Consider the following 18,469-nt stretch of genomic DNA (forward strand, 5'->3'; position numbering starts at 1 on the left):
GCTCAGAACGCCTGGCCGATGCCGGCATAGATGCCGAAACGCGGGTCGCCCGGATCGCGGTTGAGGGGGAGCGCCGCGTCGACCCGCAGCGGCCCGAATGGCGTCAGATAGCGCACGCCGACGCCGGCGCCGACCTTCATGTCGGAAAAGTCCGGGAAAGATTGCGTCGAGACGGTGCCGGCATCGACGAACGGCACGATGCCGACCGTGTCGGTGACGGCAATGCGCATCTCGACCGAAGTTTCGAAGAAGGAAAGGCCGCCGATCGGCTGCCCGTCGATGTCCTTCGGTCCGATGCCCTGGTAGGCATAGCCGCGCACCGAACCGCCGCCGCCGGAATAGAAGCGCCGGTCGGCCGGGACATGCTCCAGGCTGGTGCCGACGATGGAGCCGATGGCAACGCGCTCGGCGAGCACGAATTTTGAGGCAGAGTCGATTGATTGGTAGGCCGACCCTTCGCCCTTCAGCTTGAGGAAGGCAGCGCCGCTCAAAATGTCGTAGCTCGGTTCGGCATAGGCCAGCACCCTGAAGCCTTTTGTCGGATTGAGCCTGACGTCGCGATTGTCATAGACATATTGCAGCGGAATGCTGGCGATCAGATAGGTGTGTTTGCCGAAGGCATCGGTGATTTTCGAATAATCGAGCGCGACTTCGGCCGACACCCTCTGCTTCTTGTCGATGTCATAGGAAAGCCCGGTGCTGCCCTTGATCGAGAAATGGTCATAGGCGTCGGGATGCTCGAGCACGGTCTTGACGCTGGCGAAGAATTTCGACGCCGGCCCGACCACGCCAGGCTTTTCGAACATGATGCCGGCATTGTAGTTGAGCTCGCCGAGATCGTTGCTGCCGATGCCGCTGATGGCGCCGTCGATGCGCAGCTTCTCGGCCTGGCCGAACAGATTGCGGTGGCCCCAATAGCCTTCGAGGCCGAGCCCCTCGGTGTTGGAGAAAGTGCCGCCCAAGCCGAAATAGCGCGGCTTGCGTTCGCTGACCTGGACGTCGATCGGGATGTTGCCGTCGGCGTCGAGGCCGTCGCCTTCCTTCAGCGTCACGCTGTTGAACACTTCCAGCCCAAGCAGCCGGTCGCGCGCATCGTCGATCTCGTCGGGCGAATACTGGCGGCCGCGCTTCAGGCCGGTCATGTATTCGGTGAAATCGCGGTCGACCTTCTCGGTGCCCTCCACCGTCGTGTCGCCATAGCCGGCGACCGGTCCGGCCGCCACGGTCAGCGTGACGTCGAGCGTCGAGGTCGCATGGTCGGCGACGATATGGCTGCCCGTGACCTTGGCAAGCGGCCGGCCTTCCTGCTTCAGCGCCCGGACGATCAGCGCTTCGGCCTTGAGCACTGCGCCGGAACCGGCATCGCCGCCGGCGATCAGCCCGAAATCGGCGCTTGCCAGCCCGGCCGCATCGCCCTCCAGCCTAATATTGCCCAGCGTGAATTTTGGCCCGGGCGTCACGGTGACCACCACAGGGATCGGCTGCGGCCCGGTGAATTCGGCGTCCGGCGGCAATTCGTCGAGCGGCTTGCCCTGGATGGTGATGGTGACGATACCTTCGTAGCGGGCATCCGCATAAAGCGCGGCAACCAGTTGTTCGCGGTCGCTGCGCGCCTTGGCCAGCAGGCCGAGCGAACCGGACACCGGGCGTTCTTCGTCGGCCTTCAGCGTCGAGGCGTTTTCGAGTTTCTTGACCAGATCCTTGTCGGCGTCGGTCGCTTCGATGGTCACGGCGTAGCGCAGCGGGTCGACGATATCGGCGTCCTCGTCGTTCGACGAGCCCCACAATTTGATGCCGAAAATCTCGAAAGCGGCCGCATTCCGGCTTTCCGCGGCGAGCATGGTGGAACACATCAGCACGAAAAGCAGGGCGCGCGGAAGCCCGCGCATTCGCGCGATTCTTCCCGACATATGCCTTTCATGCGCCGACATTACAAATCTAACCTAGCTTGCAATGCTAAAATTGGAATGAAGTTCTGAAGTGCTCGTAAAGGGGCCACAATCCAATTGTCTGAAATAGACAGGGCTTGGAATTCACACCTTCTGCGTCGCCGCAAGAATGCGTGATCCCCTGTCCTATGGAGGTTCTATCCGATACCGGCTCTCGGCCGGAAAGGAAACCGTTGGCAGGCGGAACCTGCCGCGTCCTTGTGTTGACAAGCTTGACTGAAGCTTGATCATGCCGGGACGTAAGCACTGTCTGGAGGGTGTTATGGCAATGCGCGCGGCTCGTGGTCTGTCTTTTCTTCTCCTTCTTTTCTTTGCCTTGGGAAGCGTCGCGCAAGCGGCCGAAGCCCGGCGAATCGTGACGACCGACAATTCCGACTATTTCGGTTTCGATCTCCGCTCCGACCAGAATGTCAGCCTCGACCAGTGCAAGACGACCTGCCTTGGCGATCCGGCCTGCCGCGCCTTCACCTACAACACCAAGGCCAAATGGTGTTTTCTCAAATCCGACTATAACCAGCTGAAAACCTTCAACGGCGCCATCGCCGGCAAGGTCGCCAATGTCGATGGCGATCCCGATATCGGAGCGCCGCCGGAGCTTGCCTTCTTCCCCAACTGGATGGCCGACCAGGCCCAGCAGTACCGCAACAAGCTGACCGATCCGGCCTATGACAAGCCGGCCGAAGGGCTGGAAGCGCTCAAAGCAGCGGCCGAGCAGTCGTCGCTGACCGGCGACCATCGCTCCGCCATGCAGAAATACGAGGCCGCGGTTTCGGTATTGCCCGATGACGGCCACCTCTGGTTCGAACTGGCGCGCGAGACACTTGCGGTGCAGCCGGCCTCCAACACCTCCGAAGCATCGACTTTGCCGGCAAACGCCACCTCCGCCGGCTTCAACGCCTACAAGCTCCTGCGCACCACCAGGACGCGCGCCGAAGTGCTGGCGCTGCTCGGCGCCGGGCTTGACCGCCGCGACCTCTACCGGCCGGCACTCCAGGCCTATGAAGCCAGCCTCGCGCTGGTCGCATCGCCTTCGGTCCAGGCCGACTATGCGGACCTGAAGTCACGCAGGGGCTTCCGCGTCATCGATCACACGGTCGACGCCGACACCAGCGCGCCACGCATCTGCGCGCAGTTTTCCGAGGACCTGGTCAAGACGGGCGTCGACTATGCCCAGTTCGTCACTGTCGACAATGCGCCGCCGAAGGGCGTCGAGGCCAAGGACAAGCAAATCTGCGTCGAAGGGCTGGAACACGGCCAGCACTATGAAGTGACCTTCCGCACCGGCCTGCCGGCCGCCATCGGCGAGGTGATTTCCGTACCCGTGGTGCTGTCGATCTATGTGCAGGACCGCGCGCCGTCGGCCCGCTTTACCGGCGACAGCTTCGTGCTGCCGGCCGGCGCGCGCCGCGGCATTCCGGTCGTCACCGTCAACATGGCCGCCGCCGAGATGAAGCTTTACCGCATCGGCGACCGCTCGCTGGCGCAGCTTCTGTCCGGCTATCAGTTCCTCAAGCAACTCGACGGCTACGACCTTTCCAACATCTCGGACCAGATGGGCGAGCCTGTCTGGGAAGGCCAGCTCGACATCGCCAACGATCTTAACAAGGAGGTCACCACCTCCTTCCCGGTCGATGAGGCCCTGCCGCAGCGCAAGCCGGGCGTCTATGTGCTGACCGCGCAGGCGGTGGACGACAAGAGCGACGAGTATAATTCACGGGCCACGCAATGGTTCGTTGTCTCCGACATCGGCCTGTCGACCTATACGGGGCAGGACGGGCTCAACGTCTTTGCCCGGTCGCTCGGAACCGCCAAGCCGATATCGGGCGCCGAGCTCACGCTGCTCGCCCGCAACAACGAGATCCTCGGCAACGCCACAACCGACGCCGAAGGCCGTGCCGTCTTCAATCCCGGCCTGACGCGCGGCGACGGCGGCATGGTGCCGGCCGTCCTGATGGCCAAGCAGGGCGACAACGACTTCGTCTTCCTCGACATGGGCCGGGCAGGCTTCGACCTGTCCGACCGCGGCGTCTCCGGGCGACCGGCGCCGGGCGCGCTCGACGTCTATGCCTGGACCGAGCGCGGCATCTACCGCGCCGGTGAGGATGTCCATGTCGCGGCGCTCGCCCGCGACGGCGCCGCCAAGGCGGTCGAGAACCTGCCGCTGACCTTCATCTTCACGCGCCCCGACGGCGTCGAGAACCGCCGTATCGTCAGCGACGGCGCATCGGCCGGCGGCCATGCCGTCGACCTGCCGCTCGAACCCAACGCTATGCGCGGCACCTGGACCGTGTCTATCTACACCGATCCCAAGCAGGCGGCGGTCGCCAGCCAGATGTTCCTGGTCGAGGATTTCGTACCGGATCGCATCGAGTTCGACCTCTCCGCCGACAAGAAGGAGATCGCGCAGGGTGAGACCGCCAACGTCACCGTCGACGGCCGCTTCCTCTATGGTGCGCCGGCGGCGGGCCTGGCACTCGAAGGTGAGTTGACGCTGTCCACCGCCCGCGACTGGGACCGCTTCAAGGGCTATTCCTTCGGTCTCGCCGACGAGCAGTCGGCCGAACCCTCGGTGGCCCCGCTCACCGGCCTGCCCGTGGTCGGCGAAGACGGCAAGGCGATCTTCCCGGTCTCCGTCGACCAATTGCCCTCGACCACCAAGCTGGTCGACGCCAAGGTCACGGTCAGGATGCGCGAAACCGGCGGCCGCGCCGTCGAGCGCTCGCTCGAGATCGGCATCCGCCCGCAAGGCCACATGATCGGCATCCGGCCGGATTTCGACAATGACGAGGTGCCGCAAGGCGGCACGGCCAAGTTCAGCCTGATTGCTGTCGATCCCGACGGCAAGCGCGAGGCGCTGAAAGGCGCCCTGTGGTCGCTGGTCAAGGTCGAGCGCAATTACCAATGGTACCGCTCCAACAATTCCTGGAACTATGAGCCGGTGACCTTCACCAAGTCGGTGGCCAACGGCCAGGTCGACCTCAGCGCCGACGGCGAAGCGACGGTGTCGCTGCCGGTCGACTGGGGTCGCTACCGGCTGCAGGTCGAAACCGCCGATCCCGAGGGACCGGCGACCAGCTATGAGTTCGACGGCGGCTGGTATGTCTCCTCCACCACCACCGAAACACCCGACGGCCTTGAGATCGCTCTCGACAAGGACACTTATGCAGCAGGCGAAGTGGCCAGGCTCAAGGTCTCGCCGCACTTTGCCGGCGAACTGCTGGTCACCATCGGCGCCGACAAGCTGCTGAAGACCGTGACAGCCACGGTGCCGGTCGGCGGCAGCACCGTCGACATCCCGGTCGGCGACGACTGGGGCGCCGGCGCCTACATCACCGCTACGCTGTTCAGGCCGGGCGATGCGCAGGAAACGCGCATGCCGGCGCGCGCCATCGGCGTCAAATGGCTGAACGTCGATCCGGGCTCGAAGAAGCTCGCCGTCACCCTGACGCCGCCCGACAAGACGATGCCGCGCCAGCAGCTGTCGATCCCGGTCTCCGTCGCCGGCGTGCAGCCCGGCAGCAATGCCTATGTCATGGTCGCCGCCGTCGATGTCGGCATCCTCAACCTCACCAACTACAAGGCGCCGGACCCGGAGAACTGGTTCTTCGGCCAGCGCATGCTCGGGCTTGAGATCCGCGACCTCTATGGCCGCCTGATCGACGGTTCGCTCGGCACCACCGGCAAGTTGCGCACCGGCGGCGACGGCTCCAACCTGCAGGCGCAAGGCAGTCCGCCGACCGAAAAGCTGGTCGCCTTCTTCTCCGGCGTGGTCCAGCTCGATGCCGACGGCAAGGCCAGGGTCGACTTCGACATTCCGCAGTTCAACGGCACCGTGCGCGTCATGGCCGTCGCCTGGACCAAGGAAGCGGTCGGCCATGCCCAGTCCGACGTCATCGTGCGTGATCCGATCGTGATCACCGCCGGCCTGCCGCGCTTCCTGGCGCCCGGCGATGCCGCCGTCATGCGGCTCGACATTGCGGACACCGACGGTCCGGCCGGCGACTATGCCCTGTCGATCGACACGACAGGCGATCTGTCGACCGGCGACAAACCGTTGCCCCAGAGGCTGACGCTCGCCCAGGGCAAGCGCCAGACGCTGACCGTGCCGCTGATCGCCAGGACCGCCGGCAACGCTTCACTGACCATCAAGCTCGCCCATGCCGACGGCACCAAGGTCGAGCAGACGCTCTACGTCCCGGTGCGACCACCGCAATTGCCGGTCACCACCCGCCTGGTGGTCGACCTCAAGCCCAATGTCGGGGCGCTGCGCGTCGACAATGAACTGCTGGCGGCAAGCCTGCTCGACGGCGCTTCCGTCAGCGTCGGTGTTTCGCAGGCGGCAGCCTTCGACGTGCCGTCGCTGCTGATGACGCTCGACCGCTACCCCTATGGCTGCGCCGAGCAGACGACCAGCCGCGCCCTGCCGCTGCTTTACGTCAACGAGCTGGCATCCGGCGTCGGCATGGCCAGCGACCCGGACCTGCATAAACGCGTCCAGGAGGCCATCTACAAGGTGCTGAGCTATCAGGCCTCGGCCGGCAGCTTCGGACTGTGGGGCCCGGGCTCCGGCGATCTTTGGCTGGACGCCTATGTCAGCGACTTCCTGACCCGGGCGCGCGAGCAGAAATACGACGTGCCTGCACTGGCGATGAGCCAGGCGCTAAACAATCTGCAGAACTCGCTCGGCTACGACCAGGACGTCCAGGGTCGCGGCAGCGAGATCGCCTACGCGCTCTATGTGCTCGCCCGCAACAAGGAGGCTTCGGTCGGCGACCTGCGTTACTACGCCGACACGCAGCTCGAGGCCTTCACCAGCCCGATGGCCGTCGCCCAGTTGGCGGCGAGCCTGGCGCTCTATGGCGATACGCAGCGCTCGGAAGCCACCTTCCAGGCGGCGTTCCGGCTGGCCCAGTCGGCCACCGACTACGACTACTACCGCTCGGACTACGGTTCGCCGTTGCGTGACGGCGCGGCGATGCTGGCGCTTGCCGCGGAATCGAAGCCGGTGCCGACCATCGTGCCGGCACTGACCAAGCTGGTGGCGAGGAAGCGCGCCGACGCCCGCTGGACGAGCACGCAGGACGAGTCCTGGATGCTGCTGGCGGCGCGGGCGCTGAAGGAGGGCAACGACTCGATCACGCTGACGGTCAATGGCGCCCCACATGCCGGCGGCTATTCCGACCAGCTCAGTGGCAGCGACATAGCCGACAGCCCGCTCACCATCGCCAACACCGGCAAGACGCCGCTGCAGGCGGTGGTCACCACGGTGGCCTCGCCGGTCGAGCCGCTGCCGGCCGGCGGCGACGGCTTCACCATCGAGCGCACCTACTACAAGCTCGACGGCACCGAGGCCAACGTCACCGAGGTCCAGCAGAACGAACGCTATGTGGTCGTGCTCAAGGTCTACGAGCAGAACAAGTGGCCATCGCGCCTCTTGATCACAGATCTGTTGCCGGCGGGCTTCGAGATCGACAATCCGGGTCTGGTTTCCAGCGCGCAATTGTCGAACTTCTCCTGGCTGGCGCAGACCGACGCCGCCCATCTCGAATTCCGCAACGACCGTTTCGTCGCGGCCTTCAATCCAAATGACGGTGACGGCGACCGCAGCATCGCGCTGGCCTATGTCGTGCGCGCGGTGACGCCCGGCACCTACGCCCATCCGGCGGCGACGGTCGAGGACATGTACCGGCCGCAGTATTCGGCCCGCACCGCCACCGGCATGATGGAGGTCAAGGCGCCCTAGCAATGAACAGATCGCCAGTGTTGTGGAAAGCCCCCTTCTCCCCGTCTCTATACGGGGAGAAGGTGCCGGCAGGCGGATGAGGGGCGGCACCATGCTCTCCAGAAAATTCCTGCGCCGAGCAGCGATTGCCACAGCTTCCTGCTTTGGCCTCCTTGCCCTTTCGGTCACAACCCTCTGGCATCTCGATCGCGCCTTTCCGCCACCGCTGCCTGAGAAACTCACGGTGTCGACCGAAGTGCAGGACCGCGACGGCCAGTTGCTGCGCGCCTTCGCCACGCCCGACGGCTACTGGCGGCTCGAAACCCGCCTCGACAAGGTCGACAGGCAGTTCGTCGACATGCTGGTCGCCTATGAGGACAAACGCTTCTGGGACCATGACGGCGTCGACGTGCTGGCGCTGGCCCGCGCCGCCGGCCAGTTCGTCACCAATGGCCATATCGTCTCCGGTGGCTCGACGCTGTCGATGCAGCTTGCCCGGCTGATCGAGCCGCGCGACAGCCGCAGCCTCGGCTCCAAGATCAAGCAGATGCTGCGCGCCATCCAGATCGAGCGGCGGCTCACCAAGCGCGAGATCCTCGAGCGCTATCTGACGCTGGCGCCCTATGGCGGCAATCTGGAAGGCGTGCGCGCCGCCTCGCTCGCTTACTTCGGCAAGGAGCCCAAGCGGCTCACCGTCTCGGAAGCCGCCCTGCTCGTCGCCCTGCCGCAACTGCCGGAAAGGCGCCGGCCCGACCGCAACCTCGGCATTGCGCACGCCGCCCGCGACCGCGTGCTGACCCGCATGGTTTCATCAGGCCTGCTCGGCGAACGCGAGGCCGCCCGCGCCGCGCTCGACGATGTTTCCGGTCTGCGCCGCAAATTGCCGGCACTCGCCGCTCACGCCGCCTATGCCATGCTGCCCAAGGCGGTGCCCGGCAAGCCGCTGCAGCTGACGATCCGCAAAAGCGTCCAGCAAGGGCTGGAGCAGGTGGCCAAGGAGGCGGCTGCCAAGCTCGGCCCGCGCCTGTCGGTGGCCATGGTGATGGCCGACTCCCGCACCGGCGACATCCTCGGCGAGGTCGGTTCGGCCGATTTCTTCGATGCCAGCCGGTCCGGCTGGATTGACATGACCAGGATCGTCCGCTCGCCGGGTTCGACGCTGAAGCCTTTCATCTATGGCCTCGCCTTCGAGCAGGGGCTGGTGGCGCAGGAAACCATCATCGAGGATAGCCCGGCCGACTTCTCCGGTTATAGGCCAAAGAATTTCGACATGGGCTACCAGGGCGACGTCAGCATCCGCCAGGCGCTGCAGCTGTCGCTCAACGTGCCGGCGATCCGCGTGCTCGACGCGGTCGGCCCGGCGCGGCTGACGGCGCGCTTCCGCCAGGCCGGCGTCAGCCCGGTGCTGTCGATCAACGAGGCGCCGGGCCTGGCGATCGGCCTCGGCGGCGTCGGCGTGACGCTGCGCGACCTTGTCCAGCTCTATACGGGGCTCGCCAATGGCGGCAAGGCGCACACGCTGCATGACGGCACCGAGCCGGCCAATGCCGAACGCTCCACCGCCACCATCCTCGACGACCAGGCGAATTGGCAGATCACCGACATATTGTCGGGTGTAAAGCCGCCCGAAGGCGCCTCCCAGCGCGGCATCGCCTACAAGACCGGCACCTCCTATGGCTACCGCGACGCCTGGTCGGTCGGCTTCGACGGCCGCTACGTGCTGGGTGTCTGGGTCGGCCGCGCCGATGCCGGCGCTGTGCCGGGCCTCTCCGGCTATGTTTCGGCGGCGCCGATCCTGTTCGATGGCTTCGTCCGCTCCGGGCTCGCCACCGTGCCGCTGCCGGGGCGGCCGGCCGGTGTGTTCAGCCCCAGGCGCGAGGATCTGCCGGTGACGCTGGCGCGCTTCGGCGCCGTCACCGAGGGACTGGCGCAGGCAGCACCCACCGAGCCCGCGCCGACGATCATCTTTCCGCCTGACGGCGCCCGCGTCGATCTCGGTGCGAACTCGGCCGATGCCTCGCCGCTGGTGCTGAAACTGCAAGGCGGCCGCGCGCCGTTCCGCTGGCTGGCCAACGGCAAGCCACTGACCGGCATCGACCGCCGCCGCACCGCGACCTGGCTGCCTGACGGCGCCGGCTATTCGACGCTCACCGTGATCGACGCCGCCGGACGCGCGGCAAGCGTGAAGGTGTTCGTCGAGTGAAAGTGCCCGTTGAATAGAATGCGCCAAACGATTCAGCGCATTGGGCTTTGCGCCCTGCTGCCCCTCGCCTGCACCCTTCCGGCCTCCGCCGATCCCCTCCCGGCCGGCTTCGTCCGCCTTGCCGATGTCGATCCCTCGATCCGCCAGGACATCCGCTATGCCGGCCTCGAAAATTTCCTGCATCGCAAAGCCAATGGCTATGACGCCCCGGCCTGCATCCTTACCCGGCAGGCGGCGGCGGCTTTATCCGGCGTGCAAAAGGCGCTCACCTCCGAGAAGCTGACGCTGGTCGTCTTCGACTGACCGGCCGGCGCGCGCCGTCACCGATATGAGCGAATGGACAAGAAAGGGCGGACCGCCCGATCCGCAATGGTATCCGGCGGTCAAGCGCAGAGACCTCATCGCCAAGGGTTATGTCGGCGAACTGTCCACCCATTCGCGCGGTTCGACGGTCGACGTCGCCATCGCCCATGCCGATCGCGAGAGCGCGCCGAAGCCCGCCTGCGGCGCGCCCGATGCCGACACGCTCGATTTCGGCACCGGCTTCGACTGCTTCGATCCGACGAGCGAAACCGCTCACCGCCAGCTTGCCGGCGGCGCTGCGGCAAACCGCAGAAAGCTTGTCGAGGCCATGCGTGCGGGCGGCTTCAAGAACTATGCCCGCGAATGGTGGCACTTCACGCTGGCAGACGAACCGTTTCCCAAACAGCGTTTCGACTTCCCCGTCAGGGCAGAATAACAACTGGTCGCCGCGAAGGTGAACCTCCGGCCGGCTGGCCTTGCCTTAGGCGCGACCCGTTTCTAAATAGCGTCGAACCGACGCGGAATCGACACAGGCTAATATGAGGAAAATGTTTCCTCAGGAGGCCGATCCCCGGCGAAAAATTGCTTCAAGAGGGCAAAAAAGGCAACGTTGAATGCATCTAATTTCTATCAATTCGGTAGAGTTCGGCCATCATCAACGGAGGCGGAAATGACCAACCCTCATTTCAGGAAACTGCTCGGCGCACTGGTCGCCACATCTGTCCAGTTCGGCACGCTCGGTTTCGCGTTTGCCGACACAACCCTTCTCAACGTGTCGTATGACCCGACACGCGAGCTCTACAAGGCCTATGACGAGGCGTTCGCCGCCCATTGGAAGGCCGAGACCGGCGAGACCGTGACCATCCAGCAGTCGCATGGCGGATCGGGCGCCCAGGCGCGCGCCGTGATCGACGGCCTCGATGCCGACGTGGTGACGTTGGCGCTCGAAGGCGACATCAACGCCATCGTCTCGAAATCGCAGAAGATCAATCCGGACTGGCGCACGAAATTCGAGAACAATTCCGCCCCCTACACCTCGACCATCATCTTCTTGGTCCGCAAGGGCAACCCGAAGGGCATCCACGACTGGAACGACCTGGTCAAGGAAGGCGTCCAGGTTATCACGCCGAACCCGAAAACCTCAGGCGGCGCACGCTGGAACTACCTCGCCGCCTGGTCCTATGCCAATGCCAATGATGGCGGCGACGAAGCCAAGACCAAGGAATTCGTCGGCAAGCTCTACTCCAATGTCCCGGTGCTCGACACCGGCGCGCGCGGCTCGACGGTGACCTTTGCGCAAAAAGGTCTCGGCGACGTGCTGATTGCCTGGGAGAACGAAGCCTATCTGGCGCTTGACGAATTCGGCGCCGAAAATTTCGACATCGTCTATCCGCCGACCTCGATCCTGGCCGAGCCGCCTGTCGCGGTGGTGGACGCCAATGTCGACGCCAAGGGCACGCGCAAGGTCGCTGAGGCCTATCTGGGCTGGCTCTACTCCAAGGAAGGTCAAACGCTGATCGCCAAGAACCATTACCGTCCGGCAAAGCCCGATCTGGTGCCGGCGGAAGACCTCGCCAAACTGCCCGCGATCAAGCTCGTCACCATCGACGATCCGCTTTTTGGCGGTTGGAAGAAGGCACAGCCTTACCATTTCGGCGACGGTGGTATATTCGACCAGATCTACAAGCCGGCCCAGTGAGGCGCGGCGGCCGCAAGGCCGCGATATCACCGACGGCAATCTGGTCTGAATAAGAAGGGACGAACCAGACTTCCATGACTACAGCACCCGCCCAGGCGGGGTGGCGGTTCAGACAGCCGAGTGTCATTCCGGGTTTCGGATTGACGCTCGGCTTCTCGCTTGCCTACCTCACGCTCATCATCCTTATTCCGCTCTCGGGGCTGGTCTGGCGCTCGGCAGCGCTTGGCTGGACCGATTTCTGGGCGATCGTTGCCGACCGCCGCACCATCAACGCGCTCGAAATCAGTTTCGGCACCGCCTTTGCCGCCGCCGCCGTCAACGTCGTCTTCGGCACGCTCGTCGCCTGGGTGCTGGTGCGCTACCGCTTTCCCGGCCGCCGCATCGTCGATGCCATGGTCGACCTGCCTTTCGCGCTGCCCACCGCCGTGGCCGGCATCGCGCTCACTACGCTCTACGCGCCCAATGGCTGGATCGGCAAATTGCTGATGCCGCTCGGCATCAAGGTCGCCTACACCCCGCTCGGCATTGTCATTGCGCTCGTCTTCATCGGCCTGCCTTTCGTCGTGCGCACCGTGCAGCCGATCATGGAGGAGATCGACAAGGAGGTGGAAGAGGCCGCCGCCACGCTCGGCGCCAGCCGCTTCCAGATCATCACCCGCATCCTGTTTCCCGGCCTGGCGCCGGCGATCGTCACCGGCTTCTCGCTGGCCTTCGCGCGTGGCGTCGGCGAGTACGGCTCCGTCATCTTCATCGCCGGCAATCTGCCGTTCAAGTCGGAGATTGCACCGCTTTTGATCGTCATCCGGCTGGAGGAATACAACTACCCGGCGGCGACCGCGATCGCCGCGATTATGCTGGCGCTGTCGTTCCTGATGTTGCTCGTCATCAACCTGGTGCAGTCGTGGAGCCGCAAGCGCTATGGCTGACCCCGAGATCAAATCCTACGAGCCGCATCACGAAAGCCAGTCGGCGGCGGTGACCGAAAGCCGGCCGGTGCGGGCGGTGCTGATGGCCGTGGCCTTCGCCTTCCTCGGCGTCTTCCTGCTCCTGCCGCTGATCGTCGTCTTCAACGAAGCCCTGGCCAAGGGCGTCGGTGCCTACACCGAGGCACTGTCCAGCCCCGACACGCGCTCGGCGATCCGCCTGACGCTGCTGGTGGCGGCGATCTCGGTGCCGCTCAACATCGTCTTCGGCATCTCGGCCGCTTGGGCGATTGCCAAGTTCGAGTTCAAGGGCAAGGCCTTCCTGACCACCCTTATCGACCTGCCCTTCTCGGTCTCGCCGGTCATTTCCGGCCTGGTCTATGTGTTGCTGTTCGGGGCTCAAGGGTTGCTCGGCGGCTGGCTGAAGGCGCATGGCATCGTCATCCTGTTTGCCGTGCCGGGCATCGTGCTCGCCACCGTCTTCGTCACCTTTCCCTTCGTCGCCCGCGAGTTGATCCCGCTGATGCAGGAACAGGGCAATGGCGACGAGGAGGCAGCACTTTCGCTGGGCGCCAATGGCTGGCAGACCTTCTGGTACGTCACGCTGCCCAACGTCAAATGGGGATTGCTCTACGGCGTGCTGCTGTGCAATGCCCGCGCCATGGGTGAGTTCGGCGCGGTGTCGGTGGTGTCTGGACATATACGCGGCCTGACCAACACCATGCCGCTGCATGTCGAAATCCTCTACAACGAGTACAATGCCGTCGGCGCCTTTGCCGTCGCTTCGCTGCTTGCCGGCCTTGCGCTGGTCACGCTGGTCTTGAAAACACTTCTCGAGATGCGCTACGGCGCCGAGATCGCCGCGACGCGCGGGCACTGAAAAGGGACGGTTGATGGAAGTTCGCGTTGCCAACGTACGCAAGGAGTTTGACCGTTTTCCGGCCCTCCACGACGTATCGCTCGACATCAAGTCCGGCGAACTGATCGCGTTGCTCGGGCCGTCCGGTTCCGGCAAGACCACCCTGCTCCGACTGATTGCCGGACTGGAGCGGCCGACCAAGGGGGCGATCTTCTTCGGCGACGAGGACGCTTCGCAAAAGTCGATCCAGGAGCGCAATGTCGGCTTCGTCTTCCAGCACTATGCGCTGTTCCGGCATATGACGGTCGCCGACAATATCGGCTTCGGCCTGAAAGTCCGGCACGGGCCGTCGCGCCCGCCGACACAGGAGATCCGCCGCCGTGCGTCGGAACTTCTCGATCTCGTCCAGTTGTCGGGGCTGGAAAAGCGCTATCCGGCGCAGCTTTCAGGCGGCCAGCGCCAACGCGTGGCACTCGCCCGCGCCATGGCGATCGAACCCAAGGTGCTGTTGCTCGACGAGCCGTTCGGCGCGCTCGATGCCCAGGTGCGCCGGGAACTGCGCCGCTGGCTGCGCGATATCCATGACGCCACCGGCCACACCACAGTGTTCGTCACCCACGACCAGGAAGAGGCGCTGGAGCTTGCCGACCGTGTGGTGGTGATGAGCCAGGGCCGCATCGAGCAGGTCGGCAGCGCGGACGAGATCTACGACACGCCGAACTCGCCCTTCGTCTATGGCTTCATCGGCGAATCCAGTTCGCTTCCCGTCAAGGTCGACAATGGCGATATCTGGCTCGCCGACCGGCCGATCGGGCTGTCGGCGGCGCATGCGCCTTCCGGCGAAGCGATGCTTTACTTCCGTCCGCACGATGTCGAATTGGTCGACGGCTGCAGCGGTTGCATCGCCGGCACCGTCGCCGCCAGCCGCCGCGTCGCCGGCACCAGGCGGGTGGAACTCGAAATCGGCGGCGAGCGCCAGCGGGTCGAGATCGAACTGCCCGTCGACCATCCGGCGGCGCAGAAGAGCCGCGTCGCATTCCGTCCCAGGCGCTGGAAGCTCTTTCCGGCTGCTTAGGCCAGCTTGGAAATTTCCTGATGTAAGCCTAAAGCCGCCCGTTGTGGCTGCATGGGCGGTTTGACTCTGCTTGAAAGAAAATCCTATCAAGCGGCTGTTTCAGCGGCATTTTTTCCGGCAGCGGCGTCATAGCCTCGATCGCGTCTCTCGTCTCGCCGGACCCTGTCAGGCTATGTTTGCGCCCTCGCGATATTCTCAAGGAGCCTGTTTCATGAAGCGATTTTTGCTTGGCGCCGCAGCGCTTGCCGCCCTCGTTCTCGCATCCTCCCAGGCCTGGTCGGCCGACAGGCTGCTGAATGCCTCCTACGACGTCGGCCGCGAACTGTTCGTCGAAGTCAACAAGGCCTTCATCGCCGGCCATCCGGGCGTGAGCATCGACCAGTCGCATGCCGGCACCTCCGCCCAGGCCCGCGCCATCGCCGAAGGGCTGGAGGCTGACGTCGTCACGTTCAACCAGGTCATCGATGTCGATTTCCTGGTCAAGAAGGGCCTCGTCTCCGCCGACTGGCAGAAAGACTTCCCCGACAACGCCTCGCCCTTCTATTCGCTGCCGTCCTTCCTCGTGCGCGCCGGCAACCCCAAGCACATCAAGGACTGGAACGATCTGGTGCGCGACGACGTCCAGGTGATCTTCCCCAATCCGAAGACGTCGGGCAATGCGCGCTACACCTATCTCGCCGCCACCGCCTACGCCAAGGAAGCCTTCAAGGGCGACGACGCCAAGGTGAAGGAGTTCGTCACCAAGCTGTTCAGCAACGTGCCGATCTTCGACACTGGCGGCCGCGCCGCCACCACCACCTTCGTGCAGCGCGAGATCGGCGACGTGCTGATCACCTTCGAGTCGGAAACGCGCGGCATCCGCAAGGAATATGGCGACGACAAATTCGAACAGGTTACGCCTTCGGTCAGCCTGCTGGCGGAGTTCCCGGTGGCCATCGTCGACAAGGTCGCCGACGGGCACGGCACGCGCGATCTCGCCAAGTCCTATCTCGCCTTCCTCTATACGCCAGAAGGACAGGACATCGCCGCCCGCAACGGCCTGCGAGCCCGCGACGCGGCGGTGGCCGCCAAATACAAGGCCGAATTCCCCGATGTCCGCCTGCTGACGGTGGACGATGTCTTCGGCGGCTGGGCCAAGGTGCAGGCCGAGCACTTTGCCGCCGGCGGCCTGCTCGACCAGGTCTACGGCAGCCGCTAGACCGTTGCCTCATGGACTGGGCAAAACAGCCGGCTTTGCCGGCTGTCTTCGTTTCATGCGCCGGCAATCCGTCTCCGACGAAATCCCGGCGTCATCTGTGAAGAACGTTACAAAGAATCAACGCGTTTGTGCCTAACCTGCCGCCGGGGCGGATTGTTTCGCGAAACGGCCTTGCGCGGCCAGAACGTCATGATTTGCACACAAACAACCGCCAGATGCGGGTGGTTGGGGCTTCACGGGTTGATCAGGGCATGCTGACGAAAAAGGGCAAATACGGCCTCAAGGCCCTCGTGCATCTTTCCGGCCTGCCGGTCGGCCAGCTGGCCTTCGTCAACGACATCGCCGTCGCCAACAACATCCCGAAGAAATTCCTCGACGCCATTCTGGGCGAACTGCGCAATGCCGGCTTCGTCCAGAGCCGCAAGGGCAAGGAAGGCGGCTATCGCCTCGCCCGGCCGGCCTCCGAAATCAAGATCGGCCATGTCGTGCGCGTCCTCGACGGGCCGCTGGCGCCGATCCCTTGCGCCAGCCGCACGCAATATCAGCGCTGCGAGGACTGCGACGAGGCGACCTGCCAGGTCCGGCACATGATGCTGGAGGTGCGCCAGGCGATCGCTGAGGTACTCGACAACCGCAGTCTCGCCGCCATGCGCGATGCCGACAATGACGATTTCCCGGTCGAGCTTACCTCGCAGATCTGATCTGCCCGGAACCGAAGTTCCGCCTTTGCACCTGTTCGGCTCCTGACGCTCCCACCGCCGACCGATTGCGCCGCCGCAGCGGACACAGTAGAGGCTTTTCGGACGCAACCCAGGAACAGGTTCCAATCGGATGAAGCTGCCGTGGTTCGGAAAATCCCGCAGGGCCAACCGCGCACCGTCCGCCGCCAGCTACCACACTGAAATCATCGCCGACGTGCTCGTCCCTGAGCGCGGCGAGCCGGTGCGGTTCTTCAGCCGCAAGCTGGTCAGGCCCGGCAAGCTGCGCCGCTTCTCGAACCGGGATTTTCGCGAGAGCCTGCTGCTCGGGTTCTATCTCGCTGTCGCTGCTGTGCTGCCTGTCGCCTGGTGGACATCAATCTGCGGCTGGACTTCGAAGCTCCGGTTGAAGCGGCATCTCCGCAAGGACTTTTCGCGCTACGCAGCCGCGGTCCGCGCGGTGCTTGGCAGCGGCATCGACGCTGAGGCGCTGTTCCGGGGCCTGCTTGCCGCCACCCATCGCCGGCAGCTGCTGCTTGCCGCACACCTGACCGGCTGGGGCTGGTCGCCGGCGATCCGGCTGGAGGGGCTCGAAGGCCTGGTTGCTGCGCTGAAGCGCGGCCGCGGCGCCATCATCTGGTGCGATCAGTTCACCGCCCAGACCATCATCGGCAAGCGCGCATTGCACGAAGCCGGCGTCGAAGCCCACCAGGTCAGCGTCGATTTCCACGGCTTCTCGGACACGATCTTCGGCCTGCGCTTTCTGAACCGACCGCTGGTCGTGGTGGAGAACCGCTTCCTGAAGAGCAGGGTCGTGTTCGAGCGCGGCGACGCCTATCAGGTGACCGTGCGCATGCAAAGGATCCTCAGGGAAAACGGCATCATCCTGATGACCAACACCATCCACGCCGGCACGACATTCACCGAGGCCGCCATCGGCGAAAGCGGCTGGGCCCATCTGGCCTCGGCGCCGGCGAATTTCGCCGCCAGAGGCGGCACGGCGCTGTTTGCGATGTCGACCTTCGAGATCGTCCCCTTCCGCGAATACCGGGCGGTCATCAGTCCCGAACTCGTGGCGGGGGAAAGGCCGGCATCGGCCGCGCCCGCGACGAAGGACATGGCGGCAAAGAACCTGGAGTTGCAGGCGCGCTACATCCTGCTCAAGCGCGACCGCGTCCTCGAAGCGCTGAAGCTGCATCCCGAGCAGATGATGGCATGGTCCGCCGCCCCGAGGCTCACCGAGCGCTCGGACGACGTGACGGAAAGCGAGACCGGGACCTCATAAGCTCTTGCCACCCAGCAGGCCGACGGTCCCGGTGACGATATCGGAGACTCGGCCGGTGCCTTCGAGGGTCAGGGCGCGTTCATCCGGCGCCGGCGTTTCCAGGATGGCGAACTGGCTGTCGACCAGGCTTGCCGGCATGAAATGCCCCTGGCGCTGGCCGACGCGCTGCCTGGCGGTTTCGCGGTCGATCTCCAGATAGACGAAAACGATGTCGGCGCAAAAACCGCGCAACCGGTCGCGATAGCTGCGCTTCAGCGCCGAGCAGGCGGCGACGACGCTTTGTCTGCCGGCGACGGAGCCAGCGATGCGCTGGCCGATGGCGTCGAGCCAGCCTGCGCGCAGCGTATCGGTGAGTGGTTCGCCGCTCGCCATGCGAGCGACATTTTCGGGCGGATGTAGCCTGTCGCCTTCCACGAAAACCGCGCCCAGGGCTTCGGCCAGGGCCTCGCCGACGGCCGACTTGCCGCAGCCGGCGACCCCCATCACAACGATGGCCGACAGCTGTTGGGCCTCGCCTGCTCGCGCCGGTGCCGGCGGTGTTGCCTTCTCGTCCAC

The 18,469-nt window shown here is 64.9% G+C and carries 13 protein-coding genes; 11 read left to right on the plus strand and 2 right to left on the minus strand.

The genetic code is table 11. The annotated features are described in order from the left end of the window. Window positions 1-2: 2 nt before the first annotated feature. The gene (locus A6B35_RS23405; protein WP_040582939.1) at window positions 3-1,931 is read right to left on the minus strand and encodes an autotransporter assembly complex protein TamA; all 1,929 of its coding nucleotides are present in this window, start codon (window positions 1,929-1,931) and stop codon (window positions 3-5) included. A gap of 280 nt (window positions 1,932-2,211) precedes the next feature. Between A6B35_RS23405 and A6B35_RS23410 the strand changes: the two genes are divergently transcribed. From A6B35_RS23410 to A6B35_RS23455, 11 genes are all read left to right on the plus strand, one after another. Next, a complete protein-coding gene (locus A6B35_RS23410) occupies window positions 2,212-7,692 on the plus strand; it encodes an alpha-2-macroglobulin family protein (RefSeq protein ID WP_006202823.1) in 5,481 nt (1,826 codons plus the stop codon). A gap of 91 nt (window positions 7,693-7,783) precedes the next feature. Continuing rightward, the gene (gene pbpC / locus A6B35_RS23415) at window positions 7,784-9,874 is read left to right on the plus strand and encodes a penicillin-binding protein 1C (protein ID WP_244425940.1); all 2,091 of its coding nucleotides are present in this window, start codon (window positions 7,784-7,786) and stop codon (window positions 9,872-9,874) included. A gap of 18 nt (window positions 9,875-9,892) precedes the next feature. Beyond that, window positions 9,893-10,177 (plus strand): M15 family metallopeptidase domain-containing protein, encoded by a 285-nt coding sequence (locus A6B35_RS37220; RefSeq protein ID WP_280110137.1) that lies wholly within the window; start codon window positions 9,893-9,895, stop codon window positions 10,175-10,177. A gap of 25 nt (window positions 10,178-10,202) precedes the next feature. Continuing rightward, window positions 10,203-10,613, plus strand: a complete 411-nt coding sequence (locus A6B35_RS37225) for a M15 family metallopeptidase (RefSeq protein WP_280110136.1) — start codon at window positions 10,203-10,205, stop codon at window positions 10,611-10,613. 234 nt (window positions 10,614-10,847) lie between these two features. Beyond that, a complete protein-coding gene (locus A6B35_RS23425) occupies window positions 10,848-11,876 on the plus strand; it encodes a sulfate ABC transporter substrate-binding protein (protein ID WP_006202821.1) in 1,029 nt (342 codons plus the stop codon). Window positions 11,877-11,950: 74 nt separating this feature from the next. Continuing rightward, window positions 11,951-12,802 carry a sulfate ABC transporter permease subunit CysT gene (gene cysT / locus A6B35_RS23430; protein ID WP_040582937.1) on the plus strand — a complete coding sequence of 284 codons (852 nt, stop codon included), beginning with the start codon at window positions 11,951-11,953 and terminating at the stop codon, window positions 12,800-12,802. Next, entirely contained in the window at window positions 12,795-13,679 is an 885-nt protein-coding gene (cysW, locus tag A6B35_RS23435; RefSeq protein ID WP_006202819.1) for a sulfate ABC transporter permease subunit CysW, read from the plus strand. The genes cysT and cysW overlap by 8 nt, the downstream gene beginning before the upstream one ends. Window positions 13,680-13,692: 13 nt before the next feature. Next, complete coding sequence (locus A6B35_RS23440) at window positions 13,693-14,733, plus strand: sulfate/molybdate ABC transporter ATP-binding protein (protein WP_006202818.1); 1,041 nt, start codon at window positions 13,693-13,695, stop codon at window positions 14,731-14,733. Window positions 14,734-14,944: 211 nt separating this feature from the next. Further along, window positions 14,945-15,931, plus strand: a complete 987-nt coding sequence (locus tag A6B35_RS23445; protein ID WP_006202817.1) for a sulfate ABC transporter substrate-binding protein — start codon at window positions 14,945-14,947, stop codon at window positions 15,929-15,931. A gap of 251 nt (window positions 15,932-16,182) precedes the next feature. After that, window positions 16,183-16,632, plus strand: coding sequence for an RrF2 family transcriptional regulator (locus A6B35_RS23450; RefSeq protein WP_006202816.1), 450 nt, complete (start codon window positions 16,183-16,185; stop codon window positions 16,630-16,632). Window positions 16,633-16,762: 130 nt separating this feature from the next. After that, window positions 16,763-17,914, plus strand: coding sequence for a hypothetical protein (locus A6B35_RS23455; protein WP_006202815.1), 1,152 nt, complete (start codon window positions 16,763-16,765; stop codon window positions 17,912-17,914). Here A6B35_RS23455 and A6B35_RS23460 read toward each other — a convergent pair. Next, complete coding sequence (locus A6B35_RS23460) at window positions 17,909-18,469, minus strand: gluconokinase (RefSeq protein WP_006202814.1); 561 nt, start codon at window positions 18,467-18,469, stop codon at window positions 17,909-17,911. The two genes, A6B35_RS23455 and A6B35_RS23460, sit on opposite strands and share 6 nt — an antisense overlap.

The sequence above is a fragment of the Mesorhizobium amorphae CCNWGS0123 genome, assembly GCF_001686985.1.
GTDB classification, from domain to species: domain Bacteria; phylum Pseudomonadota; class Alphaproteobacteria; order Rhizobiales; family Rhizobiaceae; genus Mesorhizobium; species Mesorhizobium amorphae.

Bases quoted from the DNA above. Each gene is read 5' to 3' on its own strand.
- cysW (WP_006202819.1), top strand. From the start codon at position 12,795: ATGGCTGACCCCGAGATCAAATCCTACGAGCCGCATCACGAAAGCCAG.
- cysT (WP_040582937.1), top strand. From the start codon at position 11,951: ATGACTACAGCACCCGCCCAGGCGGGGTGGCGGTTCAGACAGCCGAGT.
- A6B35_RS23455 (WP_006202815.1), top strand. From the start codon at position 16,763: ATGAAGCTGCCGTGGTTCGGAAAATCCCGCAGGGCCAACCGCGCACCG.
- A6B35_RS23450 (WP_006202816.1), top strand. From the start codon at position 16,183: ATGCTGACGAAAAAGGGCAAATACGGCCTCAAGGCCCTCGTGCATCTT.
- A6B35_RS23440 (WP_006202818.1), top strand. From the start codon at position 13,693: ATGGAAGTTCGCGTTGCCAACGTACGCAAGGAGTTTGACCGTTTTCCG.
- A6B35_RS23405 (WP_040582939.1), bottom strand. From the start codon at position 1,931: ATGTCGGCGCATGAAAGGCATATGTCGGGAAGAATCGCGCGAATGCGC.
- A6B35_RS37225 (WP_280110136.1), top strand. From the start codon at position 10,203: ATGAGCGAATGGACAAGAAAGGGCGGACCGCCCGATCCGCAATGGTAT.
- A6B35_RS23445 (WP_006202817.1), top strand. From the start codon at position 14,945: ATGAAGCGATTTTTGCTTGGCGCCGCAGCGCTTGCCGCCCTCGTTCTC.
- A6B35_RS23410 (WP_006202823.1), top strand. From the start codon at position 2,212: ATGGCAATGCGCGCGGCTCGTGGTCTGTCTTTTCTTCTCCTTCTTTTC.
- pbpC (WP_244425940.1), top strand. From the start codon at position 7,784: ATGCTCTCCAGAAAATTCCTGCGCCGAGCAGCGATTGCCACAGCTTCC.
- A6B35_RS23425 (WP_006202821.1), top strand. From the start codon at position 10,848: ATGACCAACCCTCATTTCAGGAAACTGCTCGGCGCACTGGTCGCCACA.
- A6B35_RS37220 (WP_280110137.1), top strand. From the start codon at position 9,893: ATGCGCCAAACGATTCAGCGCATTGGGCTTTGCGCCCTGCTGCCCCTC.